21 protein-coding genes and 1 tRNA gene are annotated in these 20,488 nt (G+C 71.5%); 5 read left to right on the top strand and 17 right to left on the bottom strand.

Going from position 1 to position 20,488, the window contains the following annotated elements; genetic code table 11:
• Positions 1-47 precede the first annotated feature (47 nt).
• The gene (locus M1105_RS16345) at positions 48-1,133 is read left to right on the top strand and encodes a 2'-deoxycytidine 5'-triphosphate deaminase (protein WP_249581453.1); all 1,086 of its coding nucleotides are present in this window, start codon (positions 48-50) and stop codon (positions 1,131-1,133) included.
• Between the two features lie 180 nt (positions 1,134-1,313).
• Here the strand turns inward: M1105_RS16345 and scpB are convergent, their stop codons facing one another.
• From scpB to M1105_RS16315, 6 genes are all read right to left on the bottom strand, one after another.
• On the bottom strand, positions 1,314-2,036 hold the full coding sequence (gene scpB / locus M1105_RS16340; RefSeq protein WP_249581452.1) for an SMC-Scp complex subunit ScpB: 723 nt from the start codon (positions 2,034-2,036) through the stop codon (positions 1,314-1,316).
• Positions 2,033-2,857, bottom strand: coding sequence for a segregation and condensation protein A (locus tag M1105_RS16335; RefSeq protein ID WP_249581451.1), 825 nt, complete (start codon positions 2,855-2,857; stop codon positions 2,033-2,035). Before M1105_RS16335 ends, scpB begins: the two co-directional genes overlap by 4 nt.
• Positions 2,850-3,863, bottom strand: a complete 1,014-nt coding sequence (nagZ, locus tag M1105_RS16330) for a beta-N-acetylhexosaminidase (RefSeq protein WP_249581450.1) — start codon at positions 3,861-3,863, stop codon at positions 2,850-2,852. The genes M1105_RS16335 and nagZ overlap by 8 nt, the downstream gene beginning before the upstream one ends.
• A gap of 1 nt (position 3,864) precedes the next feature.
• Positions 3,865-4,821: an SPOR domain-containing protein gene (locus tag M1105_RS16325; RefSeq protein ID WP_249581449.1), complete on the bottom strand. Its 957-nt coding sequence runs from the start codon at positions 4,819-4,821 to the stop codon at positions 3,865-3,867.
• 76 nt (positions 4,822-4,897) lie between these two features.
• Positions 4,898-6,643, bottom strand: coding sequence for an arginine--tRNA ligase (argS, locus tag M1105_RS16320; RefSeq protein ID WP_249581603.1), 1,746 nt, complete (start codon positions 6,641-6,643; stop codon positions 4,898-4,900).
• A 109-nt stretch (positions 6,644-6,752) separates the two neighbouring features.
• A complete protein-coding gene (locus M1105_RS16315) occupies positions 6,753-7,937 on the bottom strand; it encodes a deoxyguanosinetriphosphate triphosphohydrolase (protein ID WP_249581448.1) in 1,185 nt (394 codons plus the stop codon).
• A 114-nt stretch (positions 7,938-8,051) separates the two neighbouring features.
• On the opposite strand from M1105_RS16315, the gene M1105_RS16310 reads away from it, so the two are divergent.
• Complete coding sequence (locus M1105_RS16310; RefSeq protein ID WP_249581602.1) at positions 8,052-8,381, top strand: HesB/IscA family protein; 330 nt, start codon at positions 8,052-8,054, stop codon at positions 8,379-8,381.
• A gap of 137 nt (positions 8,382-8,518) precedes the next feature.
• On the opposite strand, the gene M1105_RS16305 is transcribed toward M1105_RS16310, so the two are convergent.
• The 3 genes from M1105_RS16305 to prfA form a co-directional block, all read right to left on the bottom strand.
• Entirely contained in the window at positions 8,519-9,220 is a 702-nt protein-coding gene (locus M1105_RS16305) for a DUF4167 domain-containing protein (RefSeq protein WP_249581447.1), read from the bottom strand.
• A 215-nt stretch (positions 9,221-9,435) separates the two neighbouring features.
• Positions 9,436-10,275: a peptide chain release factor N(5)-glutamine methyltransferase gene (gene prmC / locus M1105_RS16300; RefSeq protein WP_249581601.1), complete on the bottom strand. Its 840-nt coding sequence runs from the start codon at positions 10,273-10,275 to the stop codon at positions 9,436-9,438.
• Positions 10,276-10,295: 20 nt separating this feature from the next.
• Complete coding sequence (gene prfA, locus M1105_RS16295; RefSeq protein WP_249581446.1) at positions 10,296-11,351, bottom strand: peptide chain release factor 1; 1,056 nt, start codon at positions 11,349-11,351, stop codon at positions 10,296-10,298.
• Positions 11,352-11,447: 96 nt separating this feature from the next.
• Here prfA and M1105_RS16290 point away from each other — a divergent pair, with 96 nt between their 5' ends.
• Positions 11,448-11,711, top strand: a complete 264-nt coding sequence (locus tag M1105_RS16290) for a hypothetical protein (protein WP_249581445.1) — start codon at positions 11,448-11,450, stop codon at positions 11,709-11,711.
• 11 nt (positions 11,712-11,722) lie between these two features.
• Here M1105_RS16290 and M1105_RS16285 read toward each other — a convergent pair whose 3' ends face one another.
• The 8 genes from M1105_RS16285 to M1105_RS16250 all read right to left on the bottom strand — a co-directional run bounded on the left by M1105_RS16285 (position 11,723) and on the right by M1105_RS16250 (position 18,529).
• Positions 11,723-12,241, bottom strand: a complete 519-nt coding sequence (locus M1105_RS16285; RefSeq protein ID WP_249581444.1) for a DUF1499 domain-containing protein — start codon at positions 12,239-12,241, stop codon at positions 11,723-11,725.
• A 22-nt stretch (positions 12,242-12,263) separates the two neighbouring features.
• Positions 12,264-13,397, bottom strand: a complete 1,134-nt coding sequence (gene ispG, locus M1105_RS16280) for a flavodoxin-dependent (E)-4-hydroxy-3-methylbut-2-enyl-diphosphate synthase (protein ID WP_249581443.1) — start codon at positions 13,395-13,397, stop codon at positions 12,264-12,266.
• Between the two features lie 192 nt (positions 13,398-13,589).
• Positions 13,590-14,858 carry a helix-turn-helix domain-containing protein gene (locus M1105_RS16275; protein ID WP_249581442.1) on the bottom strand — a complete coding sequence of 423 codons (1,269 nt, stop codon included), beginning with the start codon at positions 14,856-14,858 and terminating at the stop codon, positions 13,590-13,592.
• Between the two features lie 425 nt (positions 14,859-15,283).
• Entirely contained in the window at positions 15,284-15,793 is a 510-nt protein-coding gene (locus tag M1105_RS16270; RefSeq protein ID WP_249581441.1) for a MarR family winged helix-turn-helix transcriptional regulator, read from the bottom strand.
• Between the two features lie 86 nt (positions 15,794-15,879).
• Positions 15,880-16,767 (bottom strand): 3-hydroxyisobutyrate dehydrogenase, encoded by an 888-nt coding sequence (gene mmsB / locus M1105_RS16265; protein WP_249581440.1) that lies wholly within the window; start codon positions 16,765-16,767, stop codon positions 15,880-15,882.
• 38 nt (positions 16,768-16,805) lie between these two features.
• On the bottom strand, positions 16,806-17,066 hold the full coding sequence (locus M1105_RS16260; RefSeq protein WP_249581439.1) for an FAD assembly factor SdhE: 261 nt from the start codon (positions 17,064-17,066) through the stop codon (positions 16,806-16,808).
• Positions 17,067-17,104: 38 nt separating this feature from the next.
• The gene (locus tag M1105_RS16255) at positions 17,105-18,010 is read right to left on the bottom strand and encodes an ROK family protein (protein ID WP_249581438.1); all 906 of its coding nucleotides are present in this window, start codon (positions 18,008-18,010) and stop codon (positions 17,105-17,107) included.
• A 138-nt stretch (positions 18,011-18,148) separates the two neighbouring features.
• Positions 18,149-18,529, bottom strand: coding sequence for a helix-turn-helix domain-containing protein (locus tag M1105_RS16250; RefSeq protein ID WP_249581437.1), 381 nt, complete (start codon positions 18,527-18,529; stop codon positions 18,149-18,151).
• 394 nt (positions 18,530-18,923) lie between these two features.
• Between M1105_RS16250 and M1105_RS16245 the strand changes: the two genes are divergently transcribed.
• Positions 18,924-20,126: a pyridoxal phosphate-dependent aminotransferase gene (locus tag M1105_RS16245; RefSeq protein ID WP_249581436.1), complete on the top strand. Its 1,203-nt coding sequence runs from the start codon at positions 18,924-18,926 to the stop codon at positions 20,124-20,126.
• Between the two features lie 69 nt (positions 20,127-20,195).
• Positions 20,196-20,269, top strand: a tRNA-Gly gene (locus M1105_RS16240).
• Positions 20,270-20,488 lie beyond the last annotated feature (219 nt).

Genomic DNA, 20,488 nt, shown 5'->3' with positions numbered 1-20,488 from the left:
CTGGCGTTTTCGTTTCCGGCCCCGCTCCGGGCCGAAGGAGGACCGGCATGACGGATGGCGTGATCCCCTCGCAGGGCCTGCGGGCGATGATCGAAGCCGGCGAGATCGCCGCCCTGCCCGAGGTGACGCGCGCCCAGATCCAGCCCGCGAGCCTCGACCTGCGGCTGGGGCGCCGGGCCTGGCGCGTGCGGGCGAGCTTCCTCGCCGGGCGGGAGCGCACGGTGGCCGAGCGGCTGGCGCTGTTCGCGATGCACGAGATCGACCTCACCCCCGGCGCGGTGCTCGAGACCGGCTGCGTGTACGTGGTCGAGCTCAGCGAGCGGCTGGCGCTGCCCGCGGATGTCTCGGCGGCCGCGAACGCGAAGAGCTCGACCGGGCGGCTCGACCTGCTGACGCGGCTCATCACCGACCGCTCGGCCGAGTTCGACCGGGTCGAGGCGGGCTACCAGGGCCCCCTCTATGCCGAGATCAGCCCGCGCACCTTCTCGGTGCTGGTGCGGCCGGGAGTCGCGCTCAACCAGATCCGCTTCCGCCGCGGCGAGGCGATGCTCGACGACGCGGCGCTCGCCGCGCTGAACGCGCGCGACCGGCTGGTGGACGTCGAGCCGGTGATCGATGGGGGCCTCGGCTTCTCGGTCGATCTCAGGGCGGCGGCGCCGGGCGGCCTGATCGGCTGGCGGGCACGGCGCCATGCCGGTCTGATCGACCTTGGCCGCATCGGCCACTACCCGGTCGAGGAGTTCTGGGAGCCGGTCCGCCCCGGCTCGCATGGCGGGATCATCCTCGACCCCGGCGCCTTCTACATCCTGGTCAGCCGCGAGGCGGTGTCGATCCCGCCGCAGACCGCGGCCGAGATGATGCCCTACACGGCCGTCGCGGGCGAGTTCCGGGTGCATTACGCGGGCTTCTTCGACCCGGGCTTCGGGCACCCGTCCACCGGCGGCTCGGGCTCGCGCGGCGTGCTCGAGGTGCGCTGCCACGAGGCGCCCTTCGCGCTCGAGCACGGGCAGGTGGTGGGCCGGCTGGTGTTCGAGCGCATGGCCGAGGTACCGGACCTGCTCTACGGCCGCGACATCGGCTCGAACTACCAGGGACAGGCGCTGAAGCTCGCCAAGCATTTCCGGGCGCCATGACGCCGCGCGAGGGGCGTGCCGTGCAAGGCATCTAGCCCCGGCCGGCACGGATCGCGGCTGTGCCGCGACGGGCCGCGGCGACCGGTGGGCTATCGTTGCGCGGGGTTCACCCCGCCACGGTCACCCCGCCGGCATCGACCAGAGGAATGGCGGAGTGAACCCCGCCCTGCGGGTCCGCGGTCAGCGCGGGGGCAGATCGTCGCCGGTGTCGCCGGCGGAATCGTCGGCCTCGGCCTCCTCCCCGAACATGTCGGAGGTCTCGACCTCCTCTCCCGGCTCGTCGCCCTCGCCCCCCTCGGGCGGCATGCCGTCGAGCAGGCCCGCGGCGCGCAGCTCCTTCAGTCCCGGCAGGTCGCGCGCGCTTTCGAGCCCGAAATGGTCGAGGAAGGCATTCGTCGTCACGAAGGTCACCGGCCGCCCCGGCGTCTCGCGCCGGCGGCCCAGCCTGATCCAGTCGAGCTCCATCAGCAGGTCCACCGTGCCCTTCGAGACGGTGACGCCGCGGATCTCCTCGATCTCGGCGCGGGTAACGGGCTGGTGATAGGCGACGATCGCCAGCGTCTCGATCGCCGCGCGCGAGAGCTTGCGCGACTCGGCCGCCTCGCGACGCATCAGGAAGCCGAGGTCGGGCGCCGTGCGGAACGCCCAGCCCGGCCCCACGCGGACCAGCCGCACGCCGCGGCCCTCGTAGCGGCGGCGGAGCATCTCGAGCGCCGCGCCGGCATCCGAGCCGTGCGGCAGGCGGTCCTCGATCTGGGCGCGGGTCATGGGCTCGGCGGCGGCGAACAGGATTGCCTCGACCATGCGCTCCTGCTCGGGCAGCGGGGGGGCGTCGAAAAGCCCGGCCGCGCCCGTATCCTCCGCCCCGGCGAGCCCGGCCTCGTCCTCGGTCTCGTCGCTCATCCGGCGGGCTCGGCCACGCTGGCGCGGCGGCGCAGGTAGAGCGGCGCGAAGGTCTCGGCCTGCCTGAGCTCGATCTCGCCGCGCTTGGCCAGCTCCAGCGACGCCGCGAAGCACGAGGCCAGCGCGCTGCGCCGCTTCACCGGGTCGAGCGCCCAGCCTTCGGGAAGGAAGCCCGCGAGGCTGCCCCAGTCGAGCGTCTGACCGACCAGGCTTTTCAGCCGGTCGAGCGCCGCGTCGATGGCAAAGAGCGCGTCGCGGTCGATCTGGAGCGGGCGGTATTCCTCGCGCGTCTTGACCCGGGCATAGGCGCGCAGCAGGTCCGACAGCGACGCCGACCATTCGGTGCGCCGCCGCACCGTCATCGCCTCGGTCAGCCCGCGGGCGAAGAAGTCGCGCCCCTTCTGGTCGCGCGCCATCAGCCGCGCCGCCGCGCGCCGCATCGCCTCGAGGCGCTCGAGCTGGAAGGCCAGCCGCGCCGCCAGCTCCTCGCCCGACGGCCCCTCGGCGCCGTCGGGCTGGGGCAGCAGCAGGCGCGACTTGAGATACGCGAGCCACGCCGCCATCACCAGGTAGTCGGCCGCCAGCTCGATGCGCATCCGCCGCGCCTCGGCCATGAAGGCCAGATACTGCTCGGCCAGTTGCAACACCGAGATGCGCCGCATGTCCACCTTCTGCGCGCGCGCGAGCGTCAGCAGCAGGTCGAGCGGCCCCTCGAAGCCGTCCACGTCCACCACCAGCGTCTCGGCCTCGATGGCGGCGGAGTCGCGAGGCGCCCCCTCGAAGGCCGCGAGCGCGTCGAGATCGAAGATGTCGTCAGGCATGGGCGGCCTCTCCGGTCAGGGCGAGATAGCGGGCATGGGCGTCGTCGGCGTCGAAGGACCCGGGCGCGCGCCGCGCCGCCAGCGCGCGGTCGGCACGGGCGAGAGCGGCCCCGGCGAGGCCGGGGGTGGCGGCGGCGATCGCCTCCATCTCGGCCATCTCGCCATTGCAGTGCAGGATCAGGTCGCACCCCGCGGCAAGCGCCGCCCCGGCCCGCGCGCCCATCGGGCCGGCGAGCGCGTGCATCGAGAGATCATCCGTCATCAGGCACCCCTCGAAGCCGATCCGCTCGCGGATGAGACGGATGCAGGCGGGCGAGAGCGTCGCGCAGGCGTCGGGGTCGACCGCCTCGTAGACGATATGCGCGGTCATCCCCAGCACCTCGCCGGCCAGGGGCCGGAACGCCTCGAAGTCGGTGGCGTCGAGCGTGGCGAGATCCGTCGCGACCCGCGGCAGCCCCTCGTGGCTGTCGACCGTGGCACGTCCATGGCCGGGGAGGTGCTTGACGACCGGCAGCACGCCCCCCTCGCGCAGCGCCTCGCAGACAACGCGGGCGCGGGCGGCCACCGGCGCCGGCTCGGTGCCCAGCGCGCGCGCGCCGATCACGTCGTGGCTGCCCGGCACCGGCAGGTCCAGCAGCGGCATGCAGTTCACGTCGATGCCCAGAGCCGCAAGCTCGGCCGCGATGATGCGATAGCGCAGGCGCAATGCCTCGCGCGCCTCGGCCTCGGCCCGACCGTCGAACAGGTGCGCCACCGGGCGCCAGCCGCGCCAGTGCGGCGGACGAAGCCGGGCGACGCGCCCACCCTCCTGGTCGATCAGCACGGGGGCGTTGCGGCCCACCGCCTCGCGCAGCCCGGCCACCAGCGCCGCGACCTGCGCCGGGCTCTCGATGTTCCGCGCGAACAGGATGAAGCCCCAGGGGTCTGCCTCGCGCAGAAAGGCGCGCTCGGCCTGCGTCAACGCGGGGCCAAGGACGCCGAAGATGGAGGCCGAGGGGGCCGCCACCTCATCCCCTCCGGTCGGTGTTTATGGCGACGAGGCAGTCCTGCCCTCGCGCCTTCAGGGCCTGGCAGACCGTATTGGCCTCGTGCCCGTCGCGGAAGGGCCCCACGCGCAGGCGGAAATAGACGGTCCCGCCCGAGGTGGTCTGCTGCACGGCAAGCGTCCGCCCCGACAGGATGTCGCGGTTCGCCTGGTAGATGCGCTGCCATTCGCGGTCGACCTCGCCGCGCTCGGGGAAGGCGCCAAGCTGGACCTGGATCTGCGAGGTCGCCGCCTGCTCGCGCAGCGTCGCCTCGGCATCGGTAGCCGTGGCGGCAGCGGCGGCGACGCGCGCGGCCAGGTCACCCGGCTTGCCGCGGATTGCGGGGCTGTAGGGTGGCGCCTGCTCGCTGGTGGCGCCTACCGGTGGAACCGGCCCTACCGTCCCCTGATCCGTCAGGACGCGTCGCAGGCTCTCCTCGATCAGGGCCTGCTCGGCCTCGATCAGCGGGCTCGGGCCGGGCATCGCGGCCGCCGGGGGCGCGCGCTCGTCGACCTCCTCGACGCCGCCGACCACGGCCGCGACCACGTCGGGCGATGCGCCACCGGCCTGCGGCGCAAGGCGTCCCATGGCGGTGTCCTCGGCGGTCGGCGCGGGCGCGGGCGGGGCAAGCACGACCTGCGGCGCGGCCCCGCCCTGCCCCAGCGCCGCGTCGAAGGCGCGGACATCCTGGTGCGGCGTGCCTGCGCCGCCGGGGTCGGCGGGGCGTTCCTTGGCGGGCGAGACGGCGGCGCGGATCAGCGGAACCTCGCCCGGCTCGCGCGTCGCGAGTTGCCACGACCAGAGCACGAGCCCCGCGATCAGGGCGAGCGCCACCCCCGCGCCGATCCAGATCGACACAGTGGCGCGCCAGCCGCCGCGGGCATGTGCGGCACTGAGGGCGTCGGCATAGTCTTCATCGTCGTCGTAATAGGCTTTCATAGCCTCCCGCGCCTGTCGCGCCCCGGAGAGGCTCCCGGGGATTGCCTGCTCGACCCCAGCTTGTTCTTAATCGTGACTATTTCATCTCACTCGCAGGGGTGACGCCAAGAATACCAAGACCGGCCGAAATAACAACTCTGACGGCAAGCGCCATGGCAAGGCGCGCGCGCGAAGCAGCAGGGTCCTCGGGTTGCACGATCCTCAGCCCCGGCTCGTCCTGCCCGCGGTTCCACAGCGCGTGGAATTCCGACGCGAGGTCATAGAGATAGAAGGCGATCCTGTGAGGCTCGTGATGCTGCGCCGCGGTTTCCACCAGACGCGGCCACTCGGCGATCTTGCGCAAGAGCGCAAGCTCGGCCGGATGCCCCAGCAGGGTGAGATCGGCACCTTTCAGTGACTCTTCCGCCACGCCCGCGCCCTTCTCCTCGGCCGCGCGGAACACGGAATGGGTGCGGGCGTTCGCGTACTGCACGTACCAGACCGGGTTGTCGCGGCTCTGCTCCAGCGCCTTAGCGAAGTCGAAGTCGAGCGGCGCGTCGTTCTTGCGCGTCAGCATGACGAAGCGGGTGACGTCGGCACCCACCTCGTCCACCACGTCGCGCAGCGTCACGAAGGTGCCCGCCCGCTTCGACATCTTGTAGGGCTCGCCGGCCTTGAAGAGCTTGACGAGCTGGCAGAGCTTGACGTCGAGCTCGACCCGGTTGTCGCTCAGCGCGGCCACCGCCGCCTTCATCCGCTTGACATAGCCGCCATGGTCGGCGCCCCAGACGTCGATCAGGAGGTCAAAGCCGCGCTCGATCTTGTCGCGGTGATAGGCGATGTCGGGGGCGAAATAGGTCCACGACCCGTCCGCCTTGCGCACCGGGCGGTCGGTGTCGTCACCATAGGCCGTCGAGCGGAACAGGGTCTGCGGGCGGGGCTCCCAGTCCTCGGGCAGCTTGCCCTTGGGTGGCTCGAGCTCGCCGACATAGACGAGGTCCTTTTCCTCCAGCGCCGCCAGCGTTGCCTCGATCTGGCCGGTGCCGTAGAGCGAGCGCTCCGAGAAGAACACGTCCATCGTCACGCCCAGCGCGGCGAGGTCGTCGCGGATCATCGCCATCATCCGCTCGATGGCGAAGTCGCGCACGTCGGGCAGCCAGCTTTCCTCGGGCTGGTCCATCAGGCTGTCGCCGAACTCGGCGGCAAGTGCCTTGCCCACCTCGACGAGATAGTCGCCCGGGTAAAGGCCCGCGGGGATCTCGACCGCCTCGCCATTCGCCTCGCGGTAGCGCAGGTATGCGGACCGGGCCAACACCTCGACCTGCGCGCCGCCGTCGTTGATGTAATACTCCTTGGTCACGTCCCAGCCCGCAAAGGCAAGGAGACGCGCCAGCGCGTCGCCGAACACCGCGCCGCGCGTGTGGCCGACATGCAGCGGCCCCGTGGGGTTGGCCGAGACGTATTCGACGTTCACCCGCCGCCCCGCGCCGGCCATCGCGCGCCCGTAATCGGTGCCGAACTCCAGCGCCGTCGCCACCACGCCCTGCCAGACCGCGGGCGCGAGCCGCAGGTTGATGAAGCCAGGCCCCGCGACCGTCGCCTCGGCCACGCGCGGGTCGGCCGCCAGACGGGGCGCGAGCGCATTGGCGATGTCGCGCGGCTTCACGCCCGCCGGTTTCGCCAGCACCATCGCCGCGTTCGTCGCCATGTCGCCATGCGCGGCATCGCGCGGCGGCTCGACCGCGACATTGGCGAAATCGAGCCGGGCGGGAAGCTGGCCTTCCGCCGCCATCGCGGTCAGGCAGTCGGTCACGAGGGTGCGGATATCGGCAAACAGGTTCATTGCGGCCATGTCGGTCTTTCGGTCTCGGGAAGCCGCGGCGCGGCTGCGCGGGCATGGGTCGCGCGGTCGATAGCACAGCGGCGCGGCGCGGTCCAACGCCGCGGCGCGCTCAGGCGCGGGCCTGCGGATCGGTGAGCACCCGGTGCTCCTCGAGCGCGAAGCGGTCGGTCATGCCGGCGATGTAGTCGGCCACCACCCGCGCCCGCCCCGTGGCGTCTGGGGCGGCAATCGCGGCATCGGCCCATTCGTTGGGCATGAGGTCCGGCGCCTCCCAGAAGATGCCGAACAGCTCGGTCACCACCCCTGTCGCCTTGATCCGCATCCGCTTGACGCGCCAGTGGCGATACATGCGGCGGAACAGGAAGCCCTTGATCGCGCGGATGTCCTCGGCCATCGCGGTCGAGAAGGCGACCACCGGCATCGGCAGGGCCTGCACATCGGCCATCGACCCGGGCGCGGCCGCGGCGAGCCGTGCCTGCGTCTCGGCCAGCAGGTCGTCCACCATCAGCCCGAACACCCGGCGCAGCGCCTCGTGCCGGCGCTTCTGGGGCGCGAGAGAGGGATAGCGGCGGTCCACCTCGGAGTAGCAGCGGCCGACCAGCGGCAGCGCCTCGGCCTCGGCCTCGGTGAACAGGCCCGCGCGCAGCCCGTCATGCAGGTCGTGGTTCACATAGGCGATGTCGTCCGACAGTGCGGCCACCTGCGCCTCGGCTCCCGCGCGCGTGTGCAGTTCCAGGTCGTGCCGCGCCGCATAGGCCGCGATCGCGTCCGGCAGCCCCTCGCGCGATGCACCGGCCGCGGGCAGCAGGGGCCCGTTGTGCTTGGCGATGCCCTCCAGCGTCTCCCAGGTCAGGTTCAGCCCCTCGAACTCGGCGTAGTGCCCTTCCAGGCTGGTCACGATCTTCAGCGCCTGCGCGTTGTGGTCGAAGCCGCCATGCGCAGCCATGCAGGCGTCAAGCGCGTCCTCGCCGGTATGCCCGAACGGCGTGTGGCCGAGGTCGTGCGCCAGCGCCACCGCCTCGGCCAGATCCTCGTTCAGCCGGAAATGCCGCGCCACGGTGCGGGCAATCTGCGCCACCTCGAGGCTGTGGGTGAGCCGCGTGCGGTAATAATCCCCCTCGTGCTCGACGAAGACCTGCGTCTTGTGCTTGAGCCGGCGGAAGGCGGCCGAATGGATGATCCGGTCGCGGTCGCGCTGGAAGGGCGAGCGGTGCGCGCTCTCCTCCTCAGGATGCAGCCGCCCGCGCGAACGCGAGGGATGGGCGGCAAATGGCGCCAGCCTGTCCTCGTCCATCAGCCCTGCCCCCTTGTTCCGCCGCGCGCGCTGGATACATACTTCAGTGGATGGCCCGGCGCGAGCCCCGCGCCCCAAACACGCTTTCGCCGTTCAGGAGCGCCAAGGATGGACCTGACCCTGCCCGTGAAGGTGACGCCGCGCGTCTTCTCGCGCCTCGCCGAGATCGCCGATGAACAGGGCACGCCTGCAACCCTGCGGGTGGCCGTGCTGGGCGGAGGCTGCTCGGGCTTCCAGTACGAGTTCAAGCTCGAGGACACACCTGCCCCCGACGACCTGGTGATCGAGGGCGAGGGCCAGCGCGTGCTGGTCGACCCCGAAAGCCTGCCCTTCCTGTCGGGCGCCGTGGTCGATTTCAGGGACGAACTGATCGGCGCGCGCTTCGCGGTCGAGAACCCCAATGCCACCGCGACCTGCGGCTGCGGCACCAGCTTCTCGCTCTGATCCCGGACACCTCGCCCTGAAGGGGATGCAGCCGCGGCGGGACGCCAACCCGGCGCCGGGCGGCCGCGTCCCAAGGCCGCGCTCGCAAGCCACGCAGGGGCTCGCGCGCGCTGGCCGGAACCGCGCGCGCCTGGGTGTCAGTCGGCGTCGCCGCCGCCGCGCGCCGGGGCCGCGGCCTCGCCCGCGGGCTGCTGCGCCTCGCCGCCTTCCGCCGGGCGGCGGTTGCGCGGGCGGCGCGGACGCCGGGGCTGGGCGGGAGCGGCGGCCTCGGGTTGCGCCGCCGCCGGGGCCTGCGGCGCGGGCTCGAGCCGGGCCGTGCTCTCGGTCGTGACGAGAAGGTCGGCGCCATCCTCGTCCGACAGATCGATGGTGGTCAGCGAGCTGACCGGCTGCGGCTCGGACGCCGGGGCCGGATGAGACGCCGCATGGCCGCCATGATCGCGGCCGTTGTGGTGATGCTGCCCGCCGCCATGCTGGCGCGGCTCGGACATCCGCTGGGCGTGGGGCGAGGGCTGGGTGTACTCGTCGTCATCGTCGTCGTCGCTGTCCGAGGCGACGTTCTCGCGCCGCTCCTCCTGCGCGCCAAGCGCCTGCAGGACGATGCGCTGGTAGTGCTCGGCATGCTGGAGGAAGTTCTCCGCCGTCACCCGGTCGCCCGAAGTCTGGGCGTCGCGCGCGAGCCCCAGATACTTCTCGACGATCTGCTGCGGGGTCCCGCGCACCTTGCCCTCGGGGCCGGCGCTCTCGTAGACGCGGTTCAGGTTGTTTCCACCGCCGCCACCGCCGCCCTTGCGGCCGCCGCGACCCCTTGCACGGTTTGATTTCTGCGCTTGTCTCATCTCACACTGGTCTTGCTGCGGCCACCGTGCCGGAACACGAGGGGAGCCCGATCCGCGATTCCGTGATACGGCATCGGCCGCACATGGCAGAGGGTCGACGGGCTATGGCGCGTGATTCGATGCGTATCCGGCCACCCCGTTGGCGAAGGTCCAAAGACCGCGCCTTGACCGGATCGTTGTCGGTATATCCCTTTTTCTCTCGGGCTCAACCCGATTCATCGCTTTTCTGCGATTTTTCTGCCGTTGCGCACCAGAACGACACGCTCGTGACCGTTCAGGTCGCGCACAATTGCGTAATCGTCGAATCCCGCGGCCTCGAAGATCGCCCCGACCCGCTCGGCCTGAGCCACGCCCGTCTCGACGATCAGCCGCCCGCCCGGGGCGAGATGCACAGTCGCGCCCGCCGCGATCGCGCGGTAGGCGCCCAGCCCGTCGCCGCCTGGCGTCAGCGCAATGCGCGGCTCGTGCAGCGCCACTTCGGGCGCAAGGCCGGCCATCTCGTCCTCGGCGATATAGGGCGGGTTCGACACGATCAGCTCGAAAGTGCCCTCCACCGCCCCGAACCAGTCCGAGCGCAGGAGGCGCAGACGCCCCTCGACGCCATGCATATGGGCATTCGCGCGCGCGACCTCAAGCGCCGCTGCGCTCAGGTCCACGCCGACCCCCGCAGCGCCCGGCCATTCCGCCAGCAGCGTGACGATGATGCAGCCAGACCCGGTGCCGAGGTCGAGCACCCGCGCGGCCGGCCCGCCCGCCAGCGCCGTCTCGATCAGCGTCTCGGTCTCGGGCCTCGGGTCGAGCACGTCCGCGGTCACCCGGAAGTCGCGGCCCCAGAAGGCGCGGGTCCCGGTGATTTGCGAGACCGGCACGCGCGCCGCGCGCCGGGCGATGGCGGCCTCGAAGCGCGCGACCTCGTCCGCGGACGCAGGGTCGTGCAGCCGGGCCGCGAGCCCCGCCCCGCTCAGCCCCGCCGCCCAGCGGCAGATCAGCCGCGCGTCGCGCTCGGCCTCGGTCACTCCCGCGGCGGCCAGCCGGGGCACGGCGCGGCGGATCATCTCGGCCCTGGTCGTGCCGCTCACGCAGTCGCCTCGGCCAGCCGCGCCGCGTGGTCGGCCTCGATCAGCGCGTCGGTGATCTCGTCGAGGTCGCCCGCCATCACCTGGTCGAGCTTGTAGAGCGTCAGCCCGATGCGGTGGTCGGTCACCCTGCCCTGCGGGAAGTTGTAGGTGCGAATGCGCTCGGACCGGTCGCCCGAGCCCACCTGCCCCTTGCGGGTGGCGGCGCGCTCGGCGTCGGCGCGGCGGCGCTCGAGGTCGAAGAGGCGCGCGCGCAGCACCTCCATCGCCCGTGCGCGGTTCTGGTGCTGCGACTTCTCCGAGGCCGTGACCACGATGCCCGTCGGCAGATGCGTGAGCCGCACCGCCGAGTCGGTGGTGTTCACGTGCTGACCGCCGGCCCCCGAGGCGCGCATCGTGTCGATGCGGATGTCCTCGGGCCGGATCGCCACGTCGATCTCCTCGGCTTCCGGCAGCACCGCGACGGTGGCGGCCGACGTATGGATGCGCCCGCCCGATTCCGTGACCGGCACGCGCTGCACCCGGTGGACGCCCGATTCGAACTTGAGCCGCGCGAACACCCCGCGGCCGCGGATGGCGGCGACGATCTCCTTGAGCCCGCCCAGCTCGCCGGGACTCTCGTCCAGCACCTCGACGCTCCAGCCACGCGACTCGGCATGGCGGGCATACATGCGGAACAGGTCGGCGGCGAACAGCGCCGCCTCGTCGCCGCCGGTGCCGGGCCGGATCTCGAGGATCGCCGCGCGCTCGTCCGCCACGTCGCGAGGCAGCAGCGCGAGCCTCAGCGCCTGTTCGAGCCCCGGCAGCCGGGCCTCGATCTGCGCCACCTCCTCGCGGGCAAGCTCGCGCAGCTCCGGGTCCGCCAGCATCGCGCGCGCCGCCGAGAGGTCGCCCGTCGCCCGCTGCCAATCGCGGATCGCCGCGACGACAGGGCCGAGCGCGGCGTAGTCGCGGCTCAGCGCGGCGATCTCGGCAGGCTCGCCGGCCGTGGCAAGGCGGGCCTCGAGATAGGCGGAGCGCTCGAGGATCTCGGTCAGTCTCTCGGAAGGGATCATCGCCCTCAGTTGCCCCGGCCGCCCGGCGCCGTCAAGACGCCGCTTTGCGAAAGCCGCCGATGCGATTACCCTCGCGCCATGAGGATGACATGCGCTTTGGCCTTTCTCGTCGGGATTGCCGCCGCCCCCGCCGCGGCACAGCACATGCCTCCCGCCAATCCCAACTACACCCCGGCGCCGCCGAAGGAAGGCTACAGCTACCCGGACTGCTACTGTACCGACAGCCAGGGCAAGCGGGTGGAGGTCGGCCAGCACGCCTGCCTGCACATCGGCGGGCGCGAGATCTGGGCGCTGTGCGACTGGTCGGTGAACGTGACGACGTGGCGCCACCGCGAGGGCGAGAGCTGCCCGACGAGCTGAGCGGCCCGTCCCTAGCGGCCGCTGCCGAGCTGGGCGAGCCAGTCCTCGACACGCTTGCGGTTCACGCCGAGATCGGAATATCCGAAGCGCGCGCGCGACCAGATCGCCAGCGCCGCGCCGTCCTCGCCCTCGACCGCGCGGACCGAGATGTAGTCGGGGAAGCCGAACACCGCCGAGCGCTGCACGTAGGTCGCGAACAGCAGCTGCGGTCCGCCCGCGATCCGCTCGACCCGCGGCGCGGCCAGCGCGATCGCGTCGAAGCGTGACATCAGGTCGAGCGCGGGCACCTGCACCGGCGCCATGGTGCGGTCGGCCGGGGCGTTCATCCCCTGCGGCAGCACCAGGTAGTCGTTCGGCGCGCCGCTCCGCACCGCGCCCAGCGGATCGGCGTGCCACTCGGCCGGGTCCGAGGGTACCAGCCGCAGCCCGACCCCGAGCGTCAGCGCCACCACCGCCAGCGCCACGGCCACGCGCCCGGTGATCCGCCAAAGGCGGTGCCAGAGCGAGACCGGCACCGGGCCGGCACGCATGGAGGCCGCGCGGCCCGACATCTCACTCGGCCGCCCGTGCCGCGGCCTCGCGCTCGGCCTCGATCTGGGCGGCGCGCTTCTCGACGAGCTCGACGATGTGGTCGACCATCCGGTCGTTGTCCATCTTGTGATCCTGTTTGCCGGCGAGATAGACCATGCCCGACCCCGCGCCGCCGCCGGTGAAGCCGACATCGGTCATCAGCGCCTCGCCGGGGCCGTTCACCACGCAGCCGATGATCGACAGCGACATCGGCGTCTTGATATGCGCGAGCCGCTGCTCGAGCGTCGCCACCGTCCTGATGACATCGAAGCCCTGCCGCGCGCAGGACGGGCACGAGATGATGTTGACGCCGCGATGCCGAAGACCCAGCGACTTGAGGATCTCGTAGCCGACCTTGACCTCCTCGACCGGGTCGGCGCTGAGGCTCACGCGGATCGTGTCGCCGATGCCCATCCACAAGAGGTTCCCCAGCCCGATCGCCGACTTGATCGTGCCCGACATCAGGCCCCCGGCCTCGGTGATGCCGAGATGGATGGGCGCATCCGTCGCGTCCGCCAGCGCTTGGTAGGCGGCCGCGGCGAGGAACACGTCCGACGCCTTGCACGAGATCTTGAACTCGTGGAAATCGTTGTCCTGCAGGATCTTGATGTGGTCGAGGCCGGATTCGACCATCGCCTCCGGGCAGGGCTCGCCGTACTTCTCCAGCAGGTCCTTCTCGAGGCTCCCGGCGTTCACCCCGATGCGGATCGAGCAGCCGTGATCGCGCGCCGCCCTGATCACCTCTCGCACCCGCTTCTCGTCGCCGATGTTGCCGGGGTTGATGCGCAGGCAGGCCGCACCCGCCTCGGCCGACTCGATCGCGCGCTTGTAGTGGAAGTGGATGTCCGCGACGATCGGCACCTCGACATGCGGGATGATCTGCTTCAGCGCCGCCGAGCTCTCCTCGTCGGGGACCGAGATGCGCACGATGTCCGCCCCCGCCTCGGCGCAGCGGTTCACCTGCTCGATCGTGGCCTTCACGTCGGTGGTGAGCGTGTTCGTCATGGTCTGCACCGAGATCGGCGCGTCGCCCCCGACCTCGACCCTGCCGACCCGGATCTTGCGGCTCGGGCGCCGGTAGATGTTGCGCCACGGGCGGATGTGGTTGGTGCTCACGCGCGGCCTCCTCGGGGGCTCGGGTTCAGTGCGCAGAGATAAGGTCTGAAGGCCGTCAAGTCGAGGGGAGATCGGCCGCAAGACGGGTGCCCGGCAACTGCGGCGCCGCGAAAGTCTCAGGTTTCGGCTGGCGCATCGCGCAATACCCCGGGCGCCCTGTCGCACACGGGCCGGGGCGCCGGGCCTCGGCCGTCAGCGCTCGACCACGGCGACCGCGCTCTGGAGGTCCGCGCTTGCCGCGGACGCCGCCGACGGCAGCGCGGCCGCGACCGGCAGGCTGTCGCGCAGATCGGACGGTGCCAGCGAGAAGTCCTTGACCACCTTGCCCGATCCGCCGATCGGACCGCGCAGCACGCCGCCGACGGCGACGAATACGCCGCCCGCGTTCCCGGCATGGAGCACCGGCGCCTGCGCCCGCAAGGGCACCTCGTAGCGCGCGCCGGGCTGCAGCACGCCTTCGAACAGCACCGCCCCGCCCGCCTCGCGGATACGCAGCCATGCCTCGTCCGAGATAACCAGCGACACGCCGTCATCGGCCGGGGCCGTGGCGACATCGACCGCCTCGGACAGGGCCGGCTCGGCCGCGTCCATGGCGGTCACGCCCATGCCGGGATGCGCACCGGGCCCGACGGGCGTGACGGCAGCGAACACCGCGAGCGGACGATCGTCGTCCGCCTCCTCGGCGCGCGGCGAGCGCTGCAGGCCGGGATAGGTGGCAAACACACCCGAGGTCGCGGGGTCGATGGCGGAAATCGGGCCGTCGCGGCGCCCGGAAACGGGGACCGGAAGCTCGGCCGGCATGGTCAGCGCAAGCGCGCCGCCATCGTCATAGGCGCTGGCATCGGGCCGCGCGGCAGCCTCGCCCGCCGCAAGGGCGATGTCGGGCGCCGCGATCACCGGCGCATCGGCCACCACGGCCGGGGCTTCGGGCAGCGGCGCGAAGCCCACCCGCTGGATGTCCTGCACCAGCGCATAGCCGCCATAGCCGAGCCCGCCGACCAGCCCCACCAGCGCCACCGCCGAGAACACGCCGCCCAGCGAGACCGGCGCCCCGATGCGGCGCGTGCGCGGCGCATAGGCGAAGCGCGATTGCGTGAAGCCCGAGGCCGCGGCCCCCAGCGCGGCCATCGCGCCGGCATCCGGGCGCTGCCCGCGCGCGGCGGGGTCGGGCGCCATGCCGAAGCTCGCCAGCGGCGAGCGGAAGCCCGACTCCTCGCAGAAGCGCTCGTAGCTTCGCTCGGGATCGAGGCTCAGGTAGCGTGCGTAGGACCGGACGTATCCGGGCACCACCGATCTGTTGGGAAAGGCCTCGATGTCCGCGCTCTCGATCGCGGCCAGCATCTCCGCCTTGATGCAGAGGTCGCGCTCGGCATCCGCGAGCGTCTTGCCAAGGCAAGCCCTCTCGCCGCGCATCTCGTCGCCGAGCGTGAACTTATAATCGTCAAAGCCCCGAAGTGCCACTCGGGCTTCTCCTGCTCAGGTCTTCGCCGCGCCATCGTTCCGATGGTCATTCCGCCTCGCTGCCAGATTGGCAAAAATGTCGGAACATTTCAATCGGAACGGCCCCACATCGCGCCTTTTCCTGCAGATAACAGCGCAGATCCGGGATCGTTCCAGCGAGATTCGCGAAATTCCACCCACGGGCTTCCGAATTGCACCGAAACCGACCGAGCGCAAGCGGATCCGGGACCGACCCCGACGGCCTGGCACGCGCCCGGCCGGGGGCGTGAGTCGGCGCCCGCCGACGGCTCCGTTTCAGTGCCACAGGCGGCGGCAGGCAAGACCCCGGCCGAAGGCAATCCGGCGCTGCCGCACGGCGCCCTCCCCCAACGCACTGCCGATGCCCGGCGCGAGGTCCGGGCGCGGTGACGGATCGTCAATCGGCGTCAGTAGACGTAGCGGATCTCCTCGGTCCAATAGCGCTCGAGCCGGCACAGGTCGGCGTTCATGCGATCGAGGTCGGCGGGCGGCAGCCGCTCGGCAAGGCCGAGGTCGTCTGCATGACGGCGGAACAGGTCGGCGACGATCCGATGCACCTCCATCCCGCGCGCGGTGAGGCGGATGCGGACTGTGCGGCGGTCGATGTCACAGCGGCGATGCTCGACGAACCCCGCCTCGGCCAGCTTCTTGAGATTGTAGGAGACGTTCGAGCCCTGGTAGTAGCCGCGGCTGCGCAGTTCGCCCGCCGTCAGGGTCTTCGAGCCGATGTTGAAGAGCAGGAGCGCCTGCACCGCGTTCAGGTCGATCTGCCCCAGACGCTCGAACTCGTCCTTGATCACCTCCAGCATCAGCCGGTGCAGCCGCTCGACCAGCGACAGTGTCTCGAGGTAGCCGGCGAGGACATCGGGCCCGGCCTCGTCCTCGTAGATGGGGGCTATGGCGATCGAGGCCCGCATGCACTTCTCCCGCGTCCGACTGCTGCTGACGCGGGTCAGTGTCGCGGCGAATGGCAAACAGGGAGTTAAAGGGAGCGCGCGCTCCCTCAGTTTTTTCCGCTCAGCACCTCGATGATGCCCGAGAAGTCGCGCCCCGCCTTCCCCTGCAGGTCCATCAGCGCATAAAGCTGAGTCGCATGCGCGCCCAGCGGCACATGCGCGCCCGCGGCCTGCGCGGCCTCCATGGCAATGCGCAGGTCCTTGAGCATCAGCGCGGCGGCAAAGCCCGGCTGGTAGTCGCGGTTGGCGGGCGAGCCTGGCACCGGCCCGGGCGCGGGGCAGTAATCGTTCAGCGACCAGCACCGCGCCGTCGCGGTCGAGGAGATGTCGTAGAGCTTCTGGGCGTCGAGCCCCAGTCGCGCCGCCAGGTTGAACCCTTCGGACACGGCGATCATCTGGATCGCCAGCATCATGTTGTTGCAGATCTTGGCGGCCGAGCCGGCGCCCGACCCGCCAGCGTGGAAGATGTTCCTGCCCATCCCCTCGAGCACCGGGCGGGCCGCGCCGAAGGCGGCAGCCGAGCCGCCCACCATGAAGGTCAGCGTCCCCGCGGTCGCGCCGCCCACGCCGCCCGACATCGGGCTGTCCACCATCATCTGCCCCGCGGCCTCGGCGGCCTTCGCCACCGCGCGCGCCGATTCGACGTCGATGGTCGAGCAGTCGATGAACACCGTGCCCTTCGGCGCCGCCGCGAGGATGCCGCCCTCGCCTTCGTAGACCGCCCGCACATGACGCGCGGCCGGCAGCGCGGTCACCACTGCCTCGGCGCCGGCGACCGCCTCGGCCGCAGACGCGGCGATCTTGCCGCCCGCCTCGGCCAGCGCCGCGAGACTCGCCTCGGCCATGTCGAAGCCGGTCACGGCGTGCCCCTTCTCCAGCAGGTTCCTCGCCATCGGCAGGCCCATGTTCCCGAGCCCGATGAAACCGATCTTCATGTCCGTCCCCTTCTCGTTTTCGTCGCCGGGCCGCCGCCTCAGCCGATCTGGTGCCACGCCGCGATGCGCCGGACCAGCCCCGCATGCGGCGCCGCGGTTGCCGCTGTCCCGCTCACCCAGGCGTAGAGGTCCTGGTCGCTCTCATCGAGCAGTGCCTCATAGGCCGCGAGGTCCGCGTCGTCGAGGCGCCCAAGCTCGCTGTCCGCGAAGGGCCCCAGGATCAGGTCCATCTCGCGCGTGCCGCGCCGCCAGCTGCGGATCTTCAGGCGCTTGCGGCGGGTGTCGCGGGGTTCAGTCATCGGCTCCTCCGGGCTCATGCAGGGCTTATAGCGGGGTCTCAGGCCTCGGGCCACAGCCAGGCCGCGCCGATCACGCCTGCGCTGTCGCCCAGCCGGTTCCGCAGAATCGGCGTCTCGAAGCAGTCCGAGAACACATGTGGCCGCGTCGCCCCCCGCAGGTCGCGGTAGAGGTGGTCGAGATGCGAGAGCCCCCCGCCCAGCACGATGCAGTCCGGGTCGAGGATGTTCACCACCATCGCGAGCGCCCGCCCCATCCGGTCGAGATGCCGCCCAAGGCTGGCCTGCGCGCCCGCATCCCCTGCCGCGGCACGCGCGCCGATCTCGGGCGCGGCCAGCCGCTCGCCCGTCGCGCGCTGGTAGTCGTGTTCGAGCCCGGTACCCGAGATCCAGGTCTCGAGGCAGCCATGCCGGCCGCAATAGCACGAGGGCCCCGGCCGCTCGTCGTCGCGCGGCTGCGGCAGTGGCGTGTGCCCCCACTCGCCGGCGATGCGGTTGGGGCCGACATGCACCTCGCCGCGCATGACGATGCCGGCCCCCGCCCCGGTGCCGAGGATCAGGCCCAGCACCACGCCGAAGCCCTGCCCCGCGCCTGCCCGCGCCTCGGCCAGCGCGAAGCAGTTGGCGTCGTTCTCGATGCGCACGGGCCGGCCCAGCGCCGCCCCGATGTCGCGGTCGAAGGGCTGGCCGATCAGCACCGTGGTGTTGGCGTTGCGCACGAGCCCCGTGGCCGGGGAAAACGAGCCCGGTATGCCGATGCCGATGCCTGCCGCGCGGCCGCCTGCCGCAGCCTCGACGCGGACCACCAGCGCCGCGATGTCCGCGACGATCGCGCGGTAGTCCTCGCGCCGGGTCGGCACGCGCTCGCGCGCCACGACCTCGCCGCCGGGCGCCAGCGCCACGGCCTCGGTCTTGGTGCCGCCCAGATCGATGCCGATGCGGATCAAGCCTGCCCCCATTGCCCGGACGATGCGCGAGCCTAAGCCCGCGCGTGTGCCGCGCGCAATGGTCCCGCCCGCGCGTGCGCCGCGCGCAATCGCCCCGCCCGCCTGCCGGGGGCCCGGTCGGGACGCGTGCCCGGCGCTTCAGGCCGCTCCGGCCTGCGCCTTCAGCCGCTTCTCAAGCCGCGCGATGCGCTCGACCAGCCGCACCTGATCGAGCCTCAGGTCCCGCATCTCGGACAGGATGGCACCGATTTCCGTCGAGGGGTCGGCTGGCGGGGTCGACAGGTTCGGCCCGCCCGGCCCCTCGCCGGTCATCAGCCAGACGAGCGAGACGTTGAGCAGCCCCGCCAGCATCTGCAGCCGGTTGGCCCGCGGCTCCGAGCGGTCGGCCTCCCAGGCTTCGAGCGTGTCCTGCCGCACGCCAAGGCGCCGGGCAAGCTGCGCGGGCGTCATGCCCTGCGCCTCGCGCGCCACCGCGAGGCGGTCGCCGAAGGTCGCCGAGTTGTCGGTGTAGTCGTCCATGCGAATTCCTCCGTCTGCGGACGCGGGGTCGCGCCTCGGTGAGCGATGGCCGCGCCGGGGATGGCGCCCGGGGGCGCGCGAAGGGCGCGACGTGCGGCAAAAGGGCCGCCATGCGGTGCGGCTCGCACCGCGGGACGCTGGCCGCCGCCGTGCGGCGTGGCGGCAGGCGCGCCGTTATCAGGGGCCGGCGCGCCACGCGTCTTGCCAAGGGTTCTAGCCCCCGACCCCGCCGATGTCACCCCTTGCGCCGTGCGCTCCGCATGCCGCCGCCCTGCGACCCAGGGGCGCCAGGCGCGCGAATCCGCCGCGTTTGCGGCGCCCCGCCGCTTGCCCGGCGCGCGCGCGGCGCGTATCACGCGCGATGAACCGCTTGCCCCAACAGGAGACCCGCGCCATGGCCTTCCTCGCCGACGCCCTCGCCCGCGTCAAACCCTCGCCCACGATCGCGGTCACGACGCTCGCGGCCGAGCTGAAGGCCGCCGGCCGCGACATCATCGGCCTCGGCGCCGGCGAGCCCGATTTCGACACCCCCGACAACATCAAGGAGGCGGCGATCGCCGCGATCCGCGCAGGCAAGACCAAGTACACCGCCCCCGATGGCATCCCCGAGCTGAAGAAGGCGATCTGCGCCAAGTTCGCGCGCGAGAACGGGCTCGACTACAAGCCCTCGCAGATCTCGGTCGGCACGGGCGGCAAGCAGGTGCTCTACAACGCGCTGATCGCCACGCTGAACCCGGGCGACGAGGTGCTGATCCCCGCGCCCTACTGGGTCAGCTATCCCGACATGGTGCTGCTGGGCGGCGGTGTGCCGGTGGTGATTCCCACCTCGATCGACAGCGCCTTCAAGATCACTGCCGGCCAGCTCGAGGCCGCGATCACGCCGAAGACCAAGTGGCTCATCTTCAACTCGCCGTCGAACCCCTCGGGCGCGGGCTATTCGCGCAGCGAGCTCAAGGCCCTGACCGACGTGCTGATGCGTCACCCCCATGTCTGGGTGATGACCGACGACATGTACGAGCACATCGCCTACGAGGGCTTCGAGTTCGTTACCCCCGTGCAGGTCGAGCCCGGTCTCTATGAGCGCACGCTCACCGTGAACGGCGTCTCCAAGGCCTATGCCATGACCGGCTGGCGCATCGGCTATGCCGGGGGCCCCGAGCATCTGATCAAGGCGATGGCCAAGGTGCAGTCGCAGTCCACCTCGAACCCCTGCACCATCAGCCAGTGGGCGGCGGTCGAGGCCCTGAACGGCCCGCAGGACTACATCGCCACCTCGTGCCGCGCCTTCCAGCGCCGCCGCGACCTCGTTGTCTCGATGCTGAACCAGGCGGCGGGGGTCGAGTGCCCCACCCCGGAGGGGGCGTTCTACGTCTACCCCTCGATCCGCAAGCTGATCGGCAAGACCACTCCCTCGGGCGTGGTGATCGAGAACGACGAGGTGTTCTGCACCCAGCTTCTGGAAACCGAAGGGGTGGCGGCCGTGTTCGGCGCGGCCTTCGGCACCAGCCCGAATTTCCGCGTCTCCTACGCCACCTCGGACGAGGTGCTGGAGCAGGCCTGCCAGCGCATCCAGCGGTTCTGCGCCAGCCTGAAGTGACGCGGCCTCGGCGCCCGGAGCCCTCTTGCACCGCCCCGGGCGCGATGCTAGATCGAGGGCCGTGCCCAGGCGGGTATGATGTAATGGTAGCCTGTCAGCTTCCCAAGCTGAACGCGCGGGTTCGATTCCCGCTACCCGCTCCAAGAACTCCGAGAAAATGTTTATTAATCTGGTGGTTAATCTCCCCCGACGAATTTGAAACCACCTTAAGATCCACCCTCGGATGCTCGCTGGGGGGCTCGGCAAGACGAACTCCGCTTGAGACGGGGAAGCCACCTCCCGGCACTGTCAGGGCAATCCCGCTTGAGGCGGGATGCCGCCCTCCCTACCCTCGCAGCATGAGCAGACGCAGCCCTTTCCGC

The organism is Thermohalobaculum sediminis, assembly GCF_023487995.1.
Lineage (GTDB): Bacteria > Pseudomonadota > Alphaproteobacteria > Rhodobacterales > Rhodobacteraceae > Thermohalobaculum > Thermohalobaculum sediminis.
Note: the sequence above shows the minus strand (reverse complement) of the source record. Positions and strands in the feature narration are given on the sequence as shown.